This window comes from Allobranchiibius sp. GilTou38 (assembly GCF_017565325.1).
Classification (GTDB): domain Bacteria; phylum Actinomycetota; class Actinomycetes; order Actinomycetales; family Dermatophilaceae; genus Allobranchiibius; species Allobranchiibius huperziae.
The window spans coordinates 279215-296460 of the sequence record NZ_JAGEKN010000006.1 but is presented as its reverse complement, the minus strand read 5'-3'; the positions used below and the strand labels follow the sequence as shown (position 1 = coordinate 296460).

General features: G+C 67.8%; 18 protein-coding genes and 1 pseudogene. 12 read left to right on the top strand and 7 right to left on the bottom strand.

The window, feature by feature from the left end; all coding sequences use genetic code 11:
* The first annotated feature begins 47 nt into the window (after positions 1-47).
* Together JOB34_RS06540 and JOB34_RS06535 are read left to right on the top strand one after the other, a co-directional pair.
* On the top strand, positions 48-929 hold the full coding sequence (locus tag JOB34_RS06540; protein WP_347813753.1) for a GNAT family N-acetyltransferase: 882 nt from the start codon (positions 48-50) through the stop codon (positions 927-929).
* A gap of 309 nt (positions 930-1238) precedes the next feature.
* On the top strand, positions 1239-2438 hold the full coding sequence (locus tag JOB34_RS06535) for an MFS transporter (protein ID WP_243757700.1): 1200 nt from the start codon (positions 1239-1241) through the stop codon (positions 2436-2438).
* A gap of 20 nt (positions 2439-2458) precedes the next feature.
* On the opposite strand, the gene JOB34_RS06530 is transcribed toward JOB34_RS06535, so the two are convergent.
* The 3 genes from JOB34_RS06530 to JOB34_RS06520 form a co-directional block, all read right to left on the bottom strand.
* Entirely contained in the window at positions 2459-3076 is a 618-nt protein-coding gene (locus JOB34_RS06530; protein WP_208051937.1) for a GNAT family N-acetyltransferase, read from the bottom strand.
* Between the two features lie 32 nt (positions 3077-3108).
* The gene (locus JOB34_RS06525; protein ID WP_208051936.1) at positions 3109-3813 is read right to left on the bottom strand and encodes a hypothetical protein; all 705 of its coding nucleotides are present in this window, start codon (positions 3811-3813) and stop codon (positions 3109-3111) included.
* A gap of 157 nt (positions 3814-3970) precedes the next feature.
* Positions 3971-4594: a hypothetical protein gene (locus JOB34_RS06520; protein ID WP_208051935.1), complete on the bottom strand. Its 624-nt coding sequence runs from the start codon at positions 4592-4594 to the stop codon at positions 3971-3973.
* A 155-nt stretch (positions 4595-4749) separates the two neighbouring features.
* Between JOB34_RS06520 and JOB34_RS06515 the strand changes: the two genes are divergently transcribed.
* From JOB34_RS06515 to mraY, 6 genes and pseudogenes are all read left to right on the top strand, one after another.
* Complete coding sequence (locus JOB34_RS06515; RefSeq protein WP_208051934.1) at positions 4750-5121, top strand: hypothetical protein; 372 nt, start codon at positions 4750-4752, stop codon at positions 5119-5121.
* Between the two features lie 67 nt (positions 5122-5188).
* The gene (locus JOB34_RS06510) at positions 5189-6262 is read left to right on the top strand and encodes a glycosyl hydrolase family 18 protein (protein WP_208051933.1); all 1074 of its coding nucleotides are present in this window, start codon (positions 5189-5191) and stop codon (positions 6260-6262) included.
* Between the two features lie 324 nt (positions 6263-6586).
* On the top strand, positions 6587-7171 hold the full coding sequence (locus JOB34_RS06505; protein WP_208051932.1) for a hypothetical protein: 585 nt from the start codon (positions 6587-6589) through the stop codon (positions 7169-7171).
* A gap of 233 nt (positions 7172-7404) precedes the next feature.
* The gene (locus JOB34_RS06500) at positions 7405-8169 is read left to right on the top strand and encodes a YcnI family protein (protein ID WP_208051931.1); all 765 of its coding nucleotides are present in this window, start codon (positions 7405-7407) and stop codon (positions 8167-8169) included.
* Positions 8170-8222: 53 nt separating this feature from the next.
* Positions 8223-8795: a copper resistance CopC family protein gene (locus tag JOB34_RS06495; RefSeq protein WP_208051930.1), complete on the top strand. Its 573-nt coding sequence runs from the start codon at positions 8223-8225 to the stop codon at positions 8793-8795.
* A 302-nt stretch (positions 8796-9097) separates the two neighbouring features.
* Positions 9098-10200, top strand: a pseudogene (mraY, locus tag JOB34_RS06490) (phospho-N-acetylmuramoyl-pentapeptide-transferase).
* Positions 10201-10220: 20 nt separating this feature from the next.
* Here mraY and JOB34_RS06485 read toward each other — a convergent pair.
* Together JOB34_RS06485 and JOB34_RS06480 are read right to left on the bottom strand one after the other, a co-directional pair.
* Entirely contained in the window at positions 10221-11021 is an 801-nt protein-coding gene (locus JOB34_RS06485) for a class I SAM-dependent methyltransferase (protein WP_208051929.1), read from the bottom strand.
* A 622-nt stretch (positions 11022-11643) separates the two neighbouring features.
* Positions 11644-12126 (bottom strand): NUDIX domain-containing protein, encoded by a 483-nt coding sequence (locus tag JOB34_RS06480; protein WP_208051928.1) that lies wholly within the window; start codon positions 12124-12126, stop codon positions 11644-11646.
* A gap of 142 nt (positions 12127-12268) precedes the next feature.
* On the opposite strand from JOB34_RS06480, the gene JOB34_RS06475 reads away from it, so the two are divergent.
* Positions 12269-12838 (top strand): hypothetical protein, encoded by a 570-nt coding sequence (locus JOB34_RS06475; RefSeq protein WP_208051927.1) that lies wholly within the window; start codon positions 12269-12271, stop codon positions 12836-12838.
* Positions 12839-12904: 66 nt separating this feature from the next.
* On the opposite strand, the gene JOB34_RS06470 is transcribed toward JOB34_RS06475, so the two are convergent.
* Positions 12905-13201, bottom strand: a complete 297-nt coding sequence (locus JOB34_RS06470; RefSeq protein WP_208051926.1) for a hypothetical protein — start codon at positions 13199-13201, stop codon at positions 12905-12907.
* A 234-nt stretch (positions 13202-13435) separates the two neighbouring features.
* On the opposite strand from JOB34_RS06470, the gene JOB34_RS06465 reads away from it, so the two are divergent.
* Positions 13436-13840, top strand: a complete 405-nt coding sequence (locus tag JOB34_RS06465; RefSeq protein WP_208051925.1) for a VOC family protein — start codon at positions 13436-13438, stop codon at positions 13838-13840.
* A gap of 100 nt (positions 13841-13940) precedes the next feature.
* On the opposite strand, the gene JOB34_RS06460 is transcribed toward JOB34_RS06465, so the two are convergent.
* A complete protein-coding gene (locus JOB34_RS06460; RefSeq protein WP_208051924.1) occupies positions 13941-15167 on the bottom strand; it encodes an MFS transporter in 1227 nt (408 codons plus the stop codon).
* Positions 15168-15586: 419 nt separating this feature from the next.
* Here JOB34_RS06460 and JOB34_RS06455 point away from each other — a divergent pair, with 419 nt between their 5' ends.
* Positions 15587-16183, top strand: coding sequence for a TMEM165/GDT1 family protein (locus JOB34_RS06455; protein WP_208051923.1), 597 nt, complete (start codon positions 15587-15589; stop codon positions 16181-16183).
* 584 nt (positions 16184-16767) lie between these two features.
* Positions 16768-17043 (top strand): hypothetical protein, encoded by a 276-nt coding sequence (locus JOB34_RS06450; RefSeq protein WP_208051922.1) that lies wholly within the window; start codon positions 16768-16770, stop codon positions 17041-17043.
* Positions 17044-17246 lie beyond the last annotated feature (203 nt).

Here is a 17246-nt window from a genome sequence, read left to right as displayed (position 1 = left end):
CCACGTGGGCCGCCCTCGAAAAGAAGGTGCGTTCGCGGGGTGGCCTCGTGTGTGATCAGAGCATGAAGGTCACGATGCACACCCCGGATGTCGACGATCTCGGCGACGCCGTTCGCTCCCTGAGGGAATGGCAGTACGACGCGAAGACCGTGCCGCTGCATCCGGGCGACCTCGGCTGGCGCTGGACCACCGGCGCCGAAGCGACGGCCGCAGCCGTGCGGACCTGGAGCCGTGACGGCCGCATCCTCGCCGTCGGCCTGCTGGACGGGCCTGGTGTCCTACGACTCGCGATCGCGCCCGCGGCTCAGGACGACGATGAGTTGGCCCAGCAGATGACCGCAGACATCACACAAGTGGATCGCGGTGTTCTGCCTGAAGGCGAGGTGGCCGTCGAAGCGCGAGACGCAGCGGTGCTGGGCGGGCTCCTCAGCGATGAGGGGTGGGCGCCCGGCGAACAGTGGACCCCGCTCGCCCGTGATCTCGCCGAGCCGGTGGGGGACCCGGGGGTGCGGATCGAGCTCGTCGGACCGGATCGCGTCGCTGCGCACACGGCCGTGCACCGGTCGGCGTTCGACAGCGCCCGATTCACCGACGAGCGTTGGCACGCGATGGCGGATGGTCTGCCGTACGCCGACGCCCGGTCGCTCCTGGCGTACGACGCGCATGGCGATGCGGTGGCCGCGGTGACGGTGTGGTCCGCAGGTCGCGGCAGGCCGGGTCTGCTGGAGCCGATGGGGGTCCACCCGGACCATCGCGGCCACGGTTACGGGAGGGCGATCTGCGTCGCCGCGGCAGCCGCCCTTCGGGACATGGGCTCGTCGAGCGCGACGGTCTGCACCCGGGCCGCCAACGGCGGCGGGGTGGCGACGTACGAGTCGGCCGGTTATCGGCGCCTGCCCGACGTGCCCGACCTCGTCCGTTCGGCGTGACCTGGAGCCAGCCTGGCCCCACGTCGGACGGTGGCCGTCAGCGGGCCGCCTTCTCTCCGCACATTCCCGGAGGCATGGAGCTCCTGCGCGCGGCGACCACCGACGACGTTGCGAGCAGCGTCGCGATCGGTTCTACGAGCGCGAGGGTTTCACGGTGACGCGGATCGATGCTGGTGCATCGGGTGATCCGAACGCGGCGGACGTGTAGCTGTCGCTGCACATCGGCGACTGAGCGTCGCTGTGCCCGAGGGCACATAGGGTGCCGGTATGTCGGCGGCGCCCGTACCGCGTCAAGGCACGCTCCCGCGAATGTTCTGGCGCTTGTGGCTGGGGGAGTCCGTCTCGTCGTTCGGCACCTACGTCACGTTGCTGGGTCTGCAGGTGCTGGTCCTGCGGACGCTGCACGGCGGCGCTCAGGACGTCGGCTGGCTCAACTCGATCCGCTGGGCGCCGTACCTCATCCTCGGGTTGTACGCCGGTGCGCTGGTCGATCGTCGACGCCGGCAGCCGCTCATGGTGGGCACCGACCTCGCATGCGGGGTGCTGATCGGCCTCATTCCCTTGACCTGGGCGCTCGGGATGCTGTCGCTGCCCGTGCTGCTGGTGATCGTCGCCCTCTACAGCTCGGCGGCCCTCTTCAACGACGCCGCCTCGATGGCGTTCCTGCCGCGACTGATCGCGCGTCAGGACCTACAGCGCGCGCACGCGCGTCTCGACGGCTCCGATGCCGTGGCGCAGACCGCAGGCCCGGCGATCGCGGGTGTCCTGATCAATGTGCTCGGTGCCCCGCTCGCCATCCTCGTCGACGCGGCCAGCTACCTGTACTCGGCCGCGATGATGGCCTCCCTGCGCGGTGCGGAGCCGACGCCCGAGGTCGTGTCCCGGGCGAGGCTGCACACCGAGATCCGTGAGGGTGTGCGATGGATCTACCGGGGTGCACCGTTGCGCTGGCTGGCGATCGGGACCCACGGCTGGTTCGCGGCGAACGCGATCCTCGGGGTCGCCGTGCCGACGTTCGCGCTGCGGACCCTGCACCTGTCGGTCCTGCAGTTCGGGATCGCCGCCGCTCTCGCGGGTGCGGGCGCGGTGCTCGGTGCGACGATCAGCACCGCCGTGGGTCATCGGCTCGGCACCGGGGGCGCAGTCATCGCCGCGCACACGCTGACGACGTTCGGCGTCGTCGTGATGGCGCTTGCGGGTGTCGGGGACGAGGCGTGGGCCGCGACGTTCGTGCTCGGAGCCGGCCAGGCGTGCCACGGCCTCGCGATGGGGTTGAGCAACTCCCACGAGATGAGCTACCGACAGGCTCTGACGGCCGATCATCTGCAGGCCCGCACCAACACCACGATGCGCGCGATGAACCGGGCGGTCATCGTCGTGGTCGCCCCAGTGGCAGGCGTGCTCGTGACCGGTGCGGGGACACGAGTGTCGCTTCTCGTCGCGGCCGTGATCTTCGGCGCTGTGGCGGTCGGGCTGTATGTGTCACCGTTTCGCGCCGCACGCATCTGAAAACACCAGGGTGAGGGGACTCAGATCGACGAGGCCATCCGATCCGAGCCCGATCCGGGATGCGTGGCGGTGAACAGCTCGCAGGTCATGTTGTAGTAGCGGTCGGTCGCGCCTTCGTGAGTCATGCCGATGCGCCGGGCGACGGCCTGGGACGCGGTGTTGGCCTCGGACGTCACCGCGACGACCCGGGCGACGGCCTGGGACGCGGTGTTGGCCTCGGACGTCACCGCGACGACCCGGGCGAGTCCGGAGTCGAACGCGTGCTGCAGGACGCGAGCGCCCCCTTCGGCGGCGTACCCGTGACCCCATGCGTCCGGGTGCAGATGCCAGCCGATCTCGACATCACCGGAGTCGGGCAGTGGCTCCTCGTCACCGGACGCGGGGATGGGCTTGAGCATCAAGGTGCCGAGCAGGTGGCCCTCCTCGCGGTGCTGCACGGCCCAGATCCCGTACGTCGGGTGGTCCCCGCCGGTCCATCGCTCGATCGCGGCCTCAGCCTCGCAGCGATCGGTCATGACCTTCGGGGCGCGGCCGATGAATCGCTGCACCTCCCACCGGGAGTACATGTCGAAGACGAAGTCGACATCGTCGGCTGACCAGGGCCGCAACAGGAGCCGGCTGCTCTCGAGGGACTGCATTCGAGCAGTGTCACACCTCGGCGCTCATCGGCTTATGAAGATGACGGTCCTGGTGGTGCGAGATACCTGTCGACACCGTGGATCTCGTTGCTCAGCACCAAGCTCGCGGCGCCGTCCAGGGCCTCGATCCGCACGACGACTCCGGTCTGCACGTCCAGCTGCACCCGGTACGTCGTGGAGAGGTGGTCCGCGCTGGTGCTCGAGTGCTCCGGTCCGTATTCGACCAATCGGCTCGCCGGGCTGTCCAGCAACGGGCAGCATCCGCAGCGGGGTTCGTACCCGCCGACCCAGTCCTCGCCCGCCCCGATCATGGGCACACAGATCGCCGACCACGTCTCGCGTCCGGAACGAGCCGACGCGGCCACCTCGCGGATCTGCACGCCGTGGTCGAGCTCGTCCGGGTCGAGCATCGCGGTCCACCGGTAGTCCCGCCACATCGGGTCGCCACGGACCAGGTGCCACGCCGGCGGGCGGTGTGCGACCAGTCCATCGGCCCGGAACTCGGGCACGCCGGCCGGTCCGTCCGGGTCTGCCGACCCGCCGTACGGCACGCCCTCGGCGACCTCGACCACGCCCTCGGATCGGACCGTCACCCGCTGGGACGGGCGGTCGAGCCAGGCCTCGACGGTACCGGCGCCCCCACGGGACCGGTGGGAGAAGTGGAGAGTCCGGAACCGCCAGGGCGAGCTGCGGGCGAGAGCCCCGAAGTCCTCCTCGCGCGGACCATCGTGACCCATGCCCTGAGTACATCACCGGACCACGTCGTCGCCCCACCTCTCCTCGGCGCGGCCCGCCGCACGCCACCGTGCAGTCACCTGTGGACGGTGGCCCTGACGGAGCAGGCTGTCCCCGATTCCTTCTGAATCGGCAAATGCGAACCCGGGGAACTGCCGGTCAGCAACCGGCGGCGCGCGAGGCGATGTAGGACTCAGACCCGCTCTTGTACATCGAGTGGTCGCAGATGATCGCACCTTCGGCCTCGGAGCCGTACGTCGTTGCGGCACCGCGGTATTCAGTACCGTGGCCCGGCGCACGTGAGCAGGTCAGCTGGTACCAGTTGCCGCGTACGTCGCGACGTCCGAGGTAGAAGACCCACTTGGTGGTGTGCGAGCGTGCCGGTACCTCGAAGGACTCGGTCTCGCTGCCCGTCGCGGTGTGTGACACGGTCAATGCGACGTTGATGTGCGTCTTGGCGCCCAGATCCACCAGCTTCCAGTGGATTCCGCCACTTGCCTCCAGGTCGCCGCTGGCCGCGGCGCTGAGCGTGGTCTCGTGGCCCACGGTGACCGACTTGCTGTACTTCACGCCCGGACCGAGATTGACGGTCTTGAGGTGGGTGACGGCGAACGAGTTCTTGGTCAGGCTCACCGATCGCTCGACGACTCCGTCCTGGCCGGTGCACCGGCCGATGCCGGTCGCCGCCTGGGCAGATGCGGGCATGGCGACCCCGATCGCGGCCAGCGCGACCGCCGAAGCGAGCGGGGCGGTGATGCGACGGGTGGTGCGAGAAAGGCGCATGACGTCTCCTGCAGATCGACGGTTTCGGAATGATGCTGAAACTACCGGTAGCGCGGGAGCTCAGGACGAGAACGTGTATCACCGTTCCGGGTAGGTCGCGGGATCTCCACGAGGGGTCGTCGATCGACCGTCCCCGTCACGGGATGAGGCGGCCGATGGAGAGCTTCGACGCTGCGGTGCGCGTCCGTGCCGACCCGAACCAAACCGCGGCGGCCAGGACGACGCCGGCGCCGACGGCGATACCCGGCCACCGAGAGCCCCTCAGCCGACCGTCGACTCCGGATTCCCTTACTCCACCCGAGGATCTCCATGACAGCACCGAGGTGTCGCATTGCGCGGACAGCACCGAAGTCCTGGACTGGAAGGAAAGTGCCGACAGACCCGACATCGCCGACCCCAGCGAGCCGATGGAGGCGAACGACCCGACCGAGGCGATGGAACAGACCGATCCGGCCGACCCGATGCTGAGCGTCGAATCGACCGAGCCGACGGACAGGAAGGAGTTGCTCGACCACAACGACAGCTGAGAGGTCATGAACCACATCTCAGCACGAACAACTACGGACATGCTGTGGCCGTCCTACCATGGCGCCCGTGATCGGACTCCGGCCGGCTATCGGCGCATCCCTGGCCGGCGCCGTGGCGGTCGTCACGACGATCTTCACCACCGGCGCCGTGCCGGTCCCGGGGAAAGCCACTCCGATCAGACCGGCGGCCCACGCGACAGTGCTGGGATATGTCGAGAGTGGCGACGGGTTGAGCGCGTTGCGCCGAAGTCTTGCCGCCTTGACGAACGTCGGGGTGGACGGTGTGAACATCAGCGCGACGGGCGCCGGTGTGTCGTCGCCTGATCAGAACGCCGAGACCATGCTGGCGGCCACGCACAGCGTCGGAAAGTCCGCCGAGCTGCTGGTCGGGAATTTCAACAACGCGAAGGGTGATTTCGACCCCGTCGCGGCGCATCTGCTGTTCATCTCGGCACAACACCGCAGGGACGTGATCGCCGGGCTCGTCACCCAGGCACGCCACGGGTGGAACGGGATTCAGCTCGACTTCGAATCGCTGAATGGGTCGGACAGAGCGGGTCTGAGCCGTTTCACGTCCGAGCTGCGCGCAGCGTTGCCGACGCGTACGACGCTGAGCATGGCCGTCATGGCCAGCACCTCTGCAGCCGGGTACCGCGACAACGCCTACGACCTGCCGGTGCTGGCCCGTCAGCTGACGCGTGTGGTGCTGATGGCCTATGACCAGCACGGCCCGACGTGGACGACGGCGGGCCCTGTCGGCGGGCTGCCCTGGGTGGAACTGGCGATGGCCACGATGCTGAAGTCGGTGCCGCGTAACAAGGTAGTGCTGGGTGTCGCTGGGTACGGCTACACCTGGCCGGCTCATCGTGCGGGAACACAGCTCAGCGATGCCGCGTCGCGCCGGTCTGCCACGTCACCGGTCTGGAACGCGACCCAGGCCGAATGGAATTCGCCGTTGCGCGGGGGTGGCTCGATCTGGTGGTCGGACGCCAGGTCGCTGCAGGTGCGGCGCGCGCTCAGCCGGCGCCTCGGCGTACAAGGGGTCGCCGTCTGGTCCCTCGGGCTTTCCGACCCACTTTCCTCGTCTGCCCAAGTAGGTCCAAACCTTCGGCGTGAAAGGCTGCAGTCCACCACTCCATAGGGAGGACGGGTCACAACGACGTTCTGCCTGACCTCCCGCCGGCAGGTCGTCGGGAGTGGTCTGTCGACGTCTCCGCCCAATGCCGACTGGCCCGAACGCGTCGATCGCAATGTTGAGGTTTCCGCAGGTGCCTATCGACGAGGACATCTTCTTTCCCGTCCGTGACTGAGCCGCCGAGTTGCGCCTGATCCCGGGCAGCGAACTACGAGTGGTCACCGAGGTGTTCGGACACCCGGGCCCGTTCGCGGTCACAGACACCGATACGCCGCAGATCGACCGGCACCGCAGCCGTCGGGTGCACCCTCGCTGCCTACACTGCGGAAGGTGAGCTCTCCGACGCACGGTTGGCTACGGTCGGCTCGCGCCGCCGTGGTGGCCGTGACGGCTCTGGGTCTGGCCGTCGGGGCCCACAGAGTCGGAGGGGGCACCCTTCCCGGCGCTGCCCGATGTGGGTGGCTTGCCCTGATCACGTTCGCGCTCTGCTGGGCGTGCACGTCCCGCCGACTCGGCCGGGCCGCGATCGCCGGTCTGCTCGGCGGGCTGCAACTGGCGCTGCACGTGGGGCTGATGGTTTTGGGGCCGCCCATGGCAGGACCCGCGTCGGCGCCGATGTCGATGAACGGCCACGCCGCAGCGGGTCCGAGCCCCGATCTGCTCCACATCGGCGGATGGATGTTGCTGGCGCACGTGGTCGCAACCGCCCTGACGGCAGTCGTTCTCGCTCGCGGTGAACAGGCCGTGTGGTTCGTTGCCCGCCTGGTGCGAGCGTTGCTTCCCGTTGCGGCCGTCAGGATGGCACCCGCCACACGCACGAGTCACGTGCGAGCGAGCAGGGTCCTCGCTGCCACCCATGCCGGTCACGTGCTCGGCGGCATCGGCCGCCGAGGCCCTCCGCTGGCGGTCCTCTAGTCCGCTGCGGCGTCACGCCGTGAGCTGCGGATCCTTACCGACCCGGCGACGGCGACGTCGCGGGTAGGTAGGTGGCGCCATCTGGCGTCGAACCCGAGTGCCATCTCGCTCATGCGACGTGCCGTCCGTGCTGCCCAACGTGGCACGGGGTGTGATCCCGCGTGTCTGCACGGACCTCTCGCTGCCGTGCGGCGACCTGCCGCCTGCCGCCACCCCTCATACGAAGGAACACCATGCATCAGCAGCACATCCCCTCCACCGTCCGTCGAACGACCGCGCGCACTGCCGCCGCCGGCGCTGCGACGCTTCTGGCGGTGCTGGCCCCGGCCGCCGCGGCGCAGGCGCACGTACGCGTCACGCCCACCACCGCAGCGCCCGGGTCGTACGCCACCTTGACCTTCAAGGTGCCCACCGAATCGGCGACCGCCTCCACCGATCGGCTGGTGCTCACGCTTCCGACGGACCACCCGTTCGGGTCGGTGTCGTACCAGCCGGTGCCGGGGTGGTCGGTGCAGGTCACCACCAGCAAGCTCGCAACGCCGATCAAGACCGACGACGCGACGATCACCGAGGCGCCGACCCGCATCACCTGGACGGCCTCGACATCCGCAGCCCGGATCGCGCCGGGGCAGTTCCAGACGTTCGCGATCTCGGTGGGGCCGGTGCCCGATGTGGGCAGCCTCAAACTCTCCGCCGAGCAGGCCTACACCGACGGATCGGTCGTGAACTGGGACGAGTCGACGCCGTCCTCGGGCGCCGAGCCCGAGCATCCCGCACCGATGCTCTACATCAAGAGCGCGCCGCCCGCCGGCTCCGCGGCGTCGGCGACCGGCGCGGCGGATCCGGCTGCAACGGTCGCAGCCGCACCCAGGCAAGCAACGACCGCTTCAGGGGATTCATCCGGTCAGTGGTTGGGGGTGGCCGGTATCGGAGTCGGCGCTGTCGCGTTGGTCGTCGCGGCGTACGCGCTCACCAGGATCCGATCGGCCAAGGCGTGAGACACCGCGGTGGCGAGGGCCGCCGGACGGCCGTCACGCGGTGCGCTGCGGTCGTGCTCACCGTGTTGCTGCTCGGGGGAGTGGTGCCGGTGGCATCCGCTCACGACTACCTGGTCTCCAGCACGCCCGGCGCCAACAGCACGGTGCGCTCCCAGCCCGGCTCGATTGCCCTGACGTTCGACGATGTCGTGCTCAACTCGCCGGTCATCCGCAACCGGGTGCGGGTGACCGGCCCCGGTGGCCGGTTCTACGAGACCGGTTGCCCCACCGTCCTCGGACGAGTGGTGACTGTCCCGGCCCAGTTCGGCGCGGGCGGCCGGTACGACGTGGAGTGGCGCATCGTGTCCGCGGACGGGCATCCGGTCACCAGCAGCATCAGCTTCACCTATCAACCCCGAGCCGGCACGCGCGCGGCCTCAGGGACGACCGGCACGACGTGTGCGACGTCGACGACGCAGGCTGCCTCGGCGACGAAAGCCACCAGTGCGAACGGGTCGAGCCACGCTCCGCTCCTCGTCGGCGGCGGTATCGCGGTCGTGACCGTACTGGCCCTGGTGCTTCTGTTCGTTCGCCGTCGGCCGAGGGACGCCGAAGCAGTGGAGGAGGAGGGTGACTCTTCGGGCTGACTCGACCTGCGCCGTTTCGGCGAGCGGGACCCGCGGATTCGTCGGTTCCCCAGTTCCGCTGAGCTGGGGACCCGACAAATGCGCGGTCGGTCGAGCCGGCCCGCAGGCGGGCGCCGAGGCACGCCGGTGCCAATGAGGCTCCAGACGCTGTCGACGCCGTAACCTCCAAGCCAGGCATGGGTCAGGCTGCGATTATGGGGGCCGGTCACCGTCGAACAGGGTGGGGTTGTCAAGACGATGGACCGACGCACGCGTAGGCCCCGACTCGTTGCGGCGCACGTCATTGCGGCAGTGCTGCCGCAATGAAGCTCATCCTGATCAGCGCCCTCGTCGCGCTCACCATCGGGCTCATCGGCACCCGGTTCTTCATCTCACTGGCCAAGCGCAACGGCTGGGGCCAGTTCGTCCGTGACGACGGCCCGACCAGCCACCACACCAAGCGCGGCACGCCCCAGATGGGCGGCATCGTGATCATCACCGGCTCGGTGGTCGGTTACGCGCTCGCCCATCTGTTCACGTGGTCAGCGCCCACGGTGTCCGGGATGCTCGTGCTCTTCCTGATGGTCGGCATCGGGTTCGTCGGCTTCCTGGACGACTGGACCAAGATCACCCGCGAACGATCGCTCGGCCTACGGTCGAGCCAGAAGCTCATCGGGCAGACCGTCGTAGCCGTCATCTTCGCGATCCTGGCCACCAAGTTCCCCCGCGGCGGAATCACCCCGGCCAGCTATCGCATCTCGTTCGTGCGGGACATCTGGTTCGACTTCGCGTTCCACGGCACCGTCATCGGGATCATCCTCTTCGTGCTCTGGGCCAATCTGATGATCGCCGGCACCAGCAACGGCGTGAACCTCACCGACGGTCTGGACGGCCAGGCGTCTGGGGCGTGCGCGATGGTGTTCGGCGCGTACGTGCTGATCAGCGTGTGGCAGTTCAACCAGAACTGCCAGTTCGTGAGCTCGTCCCAGTGCTACGACGTGCGCGACCCGCTCGACTTGGCCGTGGTGGCCGCCAGCGTGATGGGCGCCTGCTTCGGCTTCCTGTGGTGGAACGCGTCGCCGGCCCAGATCTTCATGGGCGACACCGGCTCCCTCGGCCTGGGTGCGGCACTGGCGGGTCTGGCGATCATGACCCGCACCGAGCTGCTCGTGCCCATCCTGGGCGGCCTCTTCGTCCTCGAGACGCTTTCAGTGATGCTGCAGGTGGGCTACTTCAAGTACACCAAGGGCAGCAACGGCGGAGTCGGCAAAAGACTGTTCAGAATCACTCCGATTCACCACCATTTCGAGATGCTCGGGTGGGAGCAGGTCACCGTCACCATCCGGTTCTGGATATCTGCGGGCTGTGCGTCGCGGCAGGTCTGGGACTGTTCTACGCCGAGTGGGTCGTGGTCGGCGGCAAGTGAGAACGCCGTCCCAGGTGCGTTCAGCCGCGCCCCGCGGCCCGGGTGGAGAGGGACGGCGTCGATCCGCGAAGTCGGACGGTCGCGCCCAGCACAGGTCGGAGAGCGGTGAAGAGCCGTCGGCGGTCGTCCGGACCTGCCACGGCATACGAGGAGGTAGTGGACAGGAGGCTCAGATAGTCGTGGACGGGGAGTGCACGGTCCCACCGATACGTCGCAGCGACGGCGGCGGTGAGGGCCGGGTCCGCGGCGATCTGCTCCTCATCGGAGCTGCCGTGGACCGGGTTGGCGCCCTCGATATCGGGGACGAGGCCAGAGCCCTCCTCTGAATACACCCGGCGTACGGCGTCCAGATCATGATGTGTCGGGTCGAGATGCCACGCATTCCAGAACAGGAAAGCGATGCCGTCCTCACCGAGCAGGGTGGCCAGCCTGGACCATCGGGTGCGCGGATCGGTCCAGTGGAACGACTGCGCCGCGACGACGACTCCGAAGGGGGCCTCAGCAACGTCGATGTCCTCGAACGTGCCGCGCCGTATCGTGACCGCGTCCAGCAGATGTTCCGCTGTCAGTCGATCCCGCAGGACTCGCAACATGTCCTGCGACGGCTCGATCACCTCCAGGCGAACTCCGCGTCGCGCCAGCGGCAGGGTGGCCCGTCCGGTGCCTGCTCCGACCTCCAGAACACCGCGTCCTATGCGCGGACCCGCCGCGACGAGCAGGTCATCGAAGAGCGCCTCGGGGTATTCGGGCCGAAATCGCTCGTAGGCGCCGGCGCCGGACTCGAAAGACTTCGCCCGCCGGATCATCGCGTCGTCGGCCACACACCGATTCTGCATTAGTGCGGAGCGTCCAGAAATGTGACGCGCGCATCTGCCTCTGACCGCAGCGCCGCGAGCGCACCTAGCCTCAAGCCCATGCCGACTGGACGGGTCCATCTTCTGTACGGGCTCGCGGGGTCGGGTAAGTCGACCCTCGCGAGGTCCTTGTGCCGGAGCGGGGGAGGGGTGAGTTTTACCCTCGATGAATGGATGGTGCGCCTATTTCCCGGCGTCCAGTTCGACTCCGAGGAGTACGGGGTACGAGCGTCCGAGGCTCGCGAACTGATCTGGTCCATAGCCGAGCAGGTGCTCCGCTGCGGCTGTGATGTCGTCCTCGACTGGAACAGCTGGTCGCGTGATCGCCGCCGGTGGGCGGTCGACCACGCCGGGTCCGTCGGAGCGTCGGTGATCGTGCATAACTTGAACATCGGAGTCAGCGAAGCGTCCTCGAGGGCACAGACTCGCTTCGACGACGGGGGCCGCTACGCACACCACGTCACGGGTCGTGACACGAGCATCTCGCGTCCATCATGGAAGAACCCGCCGCAGACGAAGGATTCGAGATCATCGAGTACTGAACTCTTTCCGGGCAGTCGTCGGGATCCTCAGGACCTTGCGGTCGGCGTCAGCTGTCAGAAGCCAGGAAACCGTGCGTGGTGGTCACCGGAAGGGCGTTACGGGCCCAGGGGATCAGCACTACTCGTTCGTATTCCGGTATGGGGTCCGGCAGGGCCGTCATCTGGAACCAGCCCAGGCCGGAGCACTTATGCGGCTCGATGATCCTGGGGGTGCCGGTCCATTCGGTGCTGGTCCAGAACCAGTCCACCCGTTGCTCGCGTGGGTTGGAGGTGCCATCGGTGCGATGCATCACCGTGAGTGCTTCGAGTGCGCTTGGAGCGATCGTGACGCCCAGTTCTTCCATCGCTTCCCGTACGGCGGCGGCCTGCGCGGTCTCCCGTGGCTCGATGTGTCCGGCAGCGCCGGCTACCCAGTGACCGTCCATGTACCCCGTCCCTGCACGCCGTTGAAGAAGGACTTCATCGCCTCGTCGCAGATACACGTACGAAGCCGGGATCAGTGCGAAGGATTGGTTCGGCGCGGCTGTCATCGACCACTCCCGGTCTGCGGATCGTCGTCGGGCATCCGCCCTGTGCGGCACGGACTCGTCGAGAGCATGCCGCAGAGTCTGTCAGCGCAGTCCAGGGTGTTGTTCTCGCCTGAACCAACACCAGATGTGTGACTCTGCTGCGGTGAGACTCGACATCGACTTCATGCTGCGTGGAGCGATGGGCCGTGTCCGCGTCGAACTGGAGGCCGCTGCGGACGCAGCGAGCTCGGGTCGAGGTGCACTCGACCCCTATCTGCCACCTGAGGACGGCGCGGAACTGCCCATGTGCACGGCATTCATCGACTACGCGGGAGTCGGGTACGCCGCCGCGATGGGGTGGGTGCAATTCGTCCGGTCGAGCGACTCGCAGCGGCCCGAGACCTTCGAGCTGGACCCCTTGGCGCTGTTCGACGGGGTCAACACTCCGTACGCGTTCTTCGGGATGGCACCGACACTTTTCGACGCGCCATACCGTGGTCGTGATGCGGACCTGACCTGGCAGGCTCGCTCGTACCTCGCTGTCAGCCCGGACGGAGTCGTGACGCGAGCGGCCGCTCCGATTGTCGCGTTCAGCTGGGGATTTCGAGTACATCGGGGCCACGTCGCGATCGACGCCCCTACCCGCTTTGAAACGGCGAAGTGGGAAGAACATCTCGAGGTACTCGAAACGGCTCACCCCGGCTGGGACTTCCGATCGCCCCCGCGCCCGTGAGGTGCGAGCAGAAGGAGGGTGTGAGCACCGAGCCATATGGCGGCAGGGCCATGTTCGTCGCACCGGCTACCGTGCGTGCCTGGCTTCCAGCGCCTCGTCTCTCGCGCGCTCAAGGTGATCGAGGACCCTGCAGCGCAGCAGCTCATACCGGTCACGATGCCGATGTGGTGCGTCCGGTGGGCGGATCACGGATTGTGCGTTGGTGATGACCTCGTCCGGTCGGAACTGACCGGCGGTGAAGTCGACAGTGGTGCCGTCCGGAAGCACGTTCCAATAGTGATGACCCACCTTGGTGCCCGCCACGTGGACCTCGGCCAAAATGATCTCGCCACCCAGGACGTCGTGCGCGACGAGCGCAGTCATCCCGCACTGGTCGCGAGCCGGATTGGAGTCGCTTCATTCGTGCTCGGACTCCGGGTAGCAGGTATCGGGGCCCCACGACGCCAGGAACGCCGTCCGCAGGTCGGCGAGGGTGGGCGAGGGCTCGGGGCTGTCGTCATGCGCCGCGGTTGCCATGCGCTGAAGGTAGGGCGACCCTCTGACATGAGCTGCCGGGCTGTCCTCATGTTCCGGTCCGAACCGCTGCACAATCGACCGATGGAGATCCAACTCGCCATGGTCGTGCTCGAGGTGCGGGACCTCGACGACTCCATCGCGTTCTACCGAGCACTGGGGCTCGACGTGCCGGACCCGCTCGAAGGCCGACCGGTGACGGTGCACCGGATGGGGAGTGGGGTCAGTCTGCTGCTCACGACGGGTTTCGCGGGACAGTACGACCCGTCGTTCGTGCGCCCCGGCGGCGGCTACCAGCAGATGCTGGAGTTCTACGTGGGGGAGGACTCGGAGGTGGAGAGCATGTGGTCGACGCTGACCGGGGCCGGGTATCACGGCCGGGTGTCGCCCACCAGGACCTCCGGTCCCTTCGCGGCGATGGTCGATGATCCTGACGGCAACGTCATCCTGCTGACATCGGACGAGGCAGCACAGCCGGTCTCTGGCTGAGTCGCTGGCTTCGCAGTCTCATCCCACCTCCCAACCAGCCGAGGCAGCATCCGGCGAGCGAGTCATCGGTGGCTCGCGCCGTTCTTCGCCAGGCGGCGGATCACGATGCCGGAAGCTCGCGCATCGTCCGCAGCGGTGAGAACAGCAGCCAGAGTCCGGAGCAACATCCGCCGACCACCGCGACCCAGAGGGTCTTGCGGACTCCGACCCTCGATGCCAGCAGACCGCCGAGCACGCCGCCGGCCGGGAGGGTGCCCCAGGTGACCCAGCGGACGGCGGCGTTGACCTGACCGAGCATCCCGCCCGGCGCCACCCCCTGGCGGTAGGTGAGCAGATTGACCGAGGTGATGGTCGCCGACATCGCCCACGAGGCCGACCCGATGCCGAACAAGACGGCTCGGGGCCCGTGACCGGTGAGCGGGATCACCAGGCCAGGGAGGCTGAACGCGGTCATCATCAACCAGGTGGCTCGACCGGAACCGAGCAGCCGATTCACCCGCCTCACCAGCACCGCGCCGACGACACCACCGGCAGCACCGGCCGCGAGTAATGCGCCGACCACCGCGGCGGAGAACCGCAGCTCGTGCAGCAGGAAGAGCACTCCCATGGTCTCCACCATGACGACGAAGATGTTCGCGCACCCGGACCACAACATGCCCGCGCGCAGGATTCGGTCACGCCATACGAACGTCATGCCAGCCACCACGCTGCGACTCCTCACGCCCGCAGTCGACTTCTCGATTCGGTTGTCGCACTGAGGTTTTCGGATCAGGCCCAGCGTGATGAGGGAGACCACGAAGGACAAGGAGTCCACCAGGAACGCTCCGGCGGGGCCGACGGCACCGACGAGTGCGCCGCCGGACGGCGGGCCGAGCACCTGCGCCATCGATTGGGTGCCCGTCAATCGGCTGTTGGCGCCCGTCAACCGCTTCGCGTCGACGATCTGTGGCACGAAGGTCGGGTAGGCCACCTCGAACAAGACCGCGCTGCAGCCGGCAACCGCCGTCAGGATCACGAAGGTGCCGAATGTCAGGTGCCTGCTCGCGAGGAGCAGTGCAGTCGTTCCCGCCAACCCCGTCCGTGCCAGGTTGGCCCACCACATCGTTCTGCGTGCACCGACACGGTCGACGACGATCCCGGCGGGCAGAGTGATGAGCAGAAACGCCAAAGTCTGCACGGCACTGAGGATTCCGATCTGTAGCGCCGACGCGTGGAGCACGATCACCGCCACGAACGGGGCAGCCATGATGACGACTTCGGAGCCGACCATGCTCAGCCCCTGACCCGCCCAGAGCAACCAGAAGTCCCGATCGCGGTGGGCATCCACCGTCACCAGCATTCGATTCCTCTCGTCCTAGATCTACGGCAACGCCCCTAGATGTGGCCACACAAATCCCGGACTCGAAGGTGAGCCCCCTAGAGAACCCAACGCCCCCCGGCTCACGATCGATCCACGTCCGACCCCGTCGTGCGCGCAATGGATGCCACACGACCTGGCACATGGCGGTACTGCGCGTGGTCGAATTTGTCGGCGTCTCACGTGGCCGGTAGGTTGACCGGCGAACGGGAGTAGTCCCTCGACTGGATGTCGACATACTGGCCGCCTCGCGCGGCCCGGTGTCCAGGGTCGGCGATGCCGGCTGGACGAGACGTTCGGACCATTACCAGCCCTTCGGCTGTCGGTCCGACGTCTCCTGTCACGCGCCGGAGGTTCGGGTCGCGGCCTTGACCCACAAGGAACCCCCAGTGCTCAGCGCATCCATCATTGCCATCGTCTTCGGCCTCGTCTTCGTGGCCGAGCTACCCGACAAGACTGCCGTCGCAGGTCTGGTCCTCGGTACGCGCTTCCCCTGGTTATGGGTCTTCGCCGGCATGGCTGCGGCGTTCCTCACGCACGTCGTCATCGCCGTCGCTGCAGGCTCCCTGCTGACCCTCCTGCCACGCCGTCCCGTCGAATTCGTCGTGGCCGCCCTCTTCCTGCTGGGCGCGGTCCTGGTTTGGCGGGAGGGCCAGGACACCGAGGAGGAGGAAGAGGAGCAGGTCGCCGAGGCGCCCGACGCGGCGGGGTTCTGGCGCGTGGCGGCGCTCGGCTACGGCGTCATCTTCGTGGCCGAGTGGGGCGATCTGACGCAGATCCTGACCGCGAACCTCGCCGCCAAGTACCACGACCCGATCTCGGTCGCCATCGGCGCCACCCTCGGCCTGTGGGCGGTCGGACTGTTGGCGATCCTCGGCGGCAAGAGCCTGCTGGCCGTCCTGCCGCTGAAGTGGATCACCCGGGTCGCCGCGATCGTCATGGTCGCGCTTGCCGGTTTCAGTGTCATCACCGCCATCCACGGCTAGGCGCGATCGAGCGTCCGTGGTCGACATTGCCCACGGGCGCTCCGTCGACTCTCGTTCCGAGCGTTCCAGTCGCGCGCAAGGGGCTACCGCTCTCGGCGGTGACGACGGTTCATTCAACGCGTTCGAGCTGGTCCGACCGTGGGTGATCACCGCGCGTCGTCGTCCCCGCCGTCCATCACGTGCGCCAGTATCGGCAATGGAATAGCGCCGATGCGCGTCCATCGGTGGTTCGGAGCGTGATTCGATGGCGCGATTCAACGGGGGAGAGCGACGACCAGATGAGCAACAGCGTGGCGTGCCGTGACGCGCGATCGACCGGGACGTATGCTCGCCCGTTCCGCAGAGGACTTCTCATGGCAGTGGGAATGGTCGCGGTCGCGGGTTGTGGAGTCATCCCGAGCAGCGGAGCGTCTGCGCGTATACACGGGAACCCTGACCCCGGCGGGCATCGTCTGGCGGCGTTGCAGGCCGTCGCGCGGCGCACAGTGCCCGCGACAGCACAGGGTGTCCACGCCACGGTGCACGGGTTCCGCTGGGACCCGCAAACCTGTGACGGCGCTGCGCCGGGCTGGTCCAATGCCGACGTGGACCTGACCTTTCGCGCGCCCAACACCACACCTTTCGACGTCGATGTGCTCATGCAGCGTCTGGGGTGGAAGAAGAACACGTCCGACGAGCCGTCGTCCGACACAGCACCCGCGGAGGGACCCTCCGGGCCCGGCTTCCGTTCGTACGAGCCCAGCGGTGCGGACACGTACGGGGAGATAGCCCAACTGACTCCACCCGATACCCATGGCGACGGTGTCTGGGACCTCGACATCAACGCATCGCCGGCCGAGGTGCCCTCACACGACTGTTGACGAGTCGCCACGACTAAGGCAGTGACAGATCGGCGCGTCACGGCAGGACCAGATCCGTCTGCGTCGCTTCGGTGACGCCGTTGGCAGGGTCTGAGCGTGAGGAAACCGACGACCAGGGTGGCCGCGGTGCAACAACCACCGCCCCACACCGAACGCGATCGCCCCCCAGATCAAGCACCCGAGCACCGTCATCACAGTGCCGA

What these genes read in the sequence shown, in the direction of transcription:
- JOB34_RS06535 (WP_243757700.1), top strand. Translation starts at nt 1,239, where the DNA reads ATGTTCTGGCGCTTGTGGCTGGGGGAGTCCGTCTCGTCGTTCGGCACC.
- JOB34_RS06530 (WP_208051937.1), bottom strand. Translation starts at nt 3,076, where the DNA reads ATGCAGTCCCTCGAGAGCAGCCGGCTCCTGTTGCGGCCCTGGTCAGCC.
- JOB34_RS06525 (WP_208051936.1), bottom strand. Translation starts at nt 3,813, where the DNA reads ATGGGTCACGATGGTCCGCGCGAGGAGGACTTCGGGGCTCTCGCCCGC.
- JOB34_RS06520 (WP_208051935.1), bottom strand. Translation starts at nt 4,594, where the DNA reads ATGCGCCTTTCTCGCACCACCCGTCGCATCACCGCCCCGCTCGCTTCG.
- JOB34_RS06515 (WP_208051934.1), top strand. Translation starts at nt 4,750, where the DNA reads ATGGAGAGCTTCGACGCTGCGGTGCGCGTCCGTGCCGACCCGAACCAA.
- JOB34_RS06500 (WP_208051931.1), top strand. Translation starts at nt 7,405, where the DNA reads ATGCATCAGCAGCACATCCCCTCCACCGTCCGTCGAACGACCGCGCGC.
- JOB34_RS06480 (WP_208051928.1), bottom strand. Translation starts at nt 12,126, where the DNA reads ATGACAGCCGCGCCGAACCAATCCTTCGCACTGATCCCGGCTTCGTAC.
- JOB34_RS06470 (WP_208051926.1), bottom strand. Translation starts at nt 13,201, where the DNA reads ATGACTGCGCTCGTCGCGCACGACGTCCTGGGTGGCGAGATCATTTTG.
- JOB34_RS06465 (WP_208051925.1), top strand. Translation starts at nt 13,436, where the DNA reads ATGGAGATCCAACTCGCCATGGTCGTGCTCGAGGTGCGGGACCTCGAC.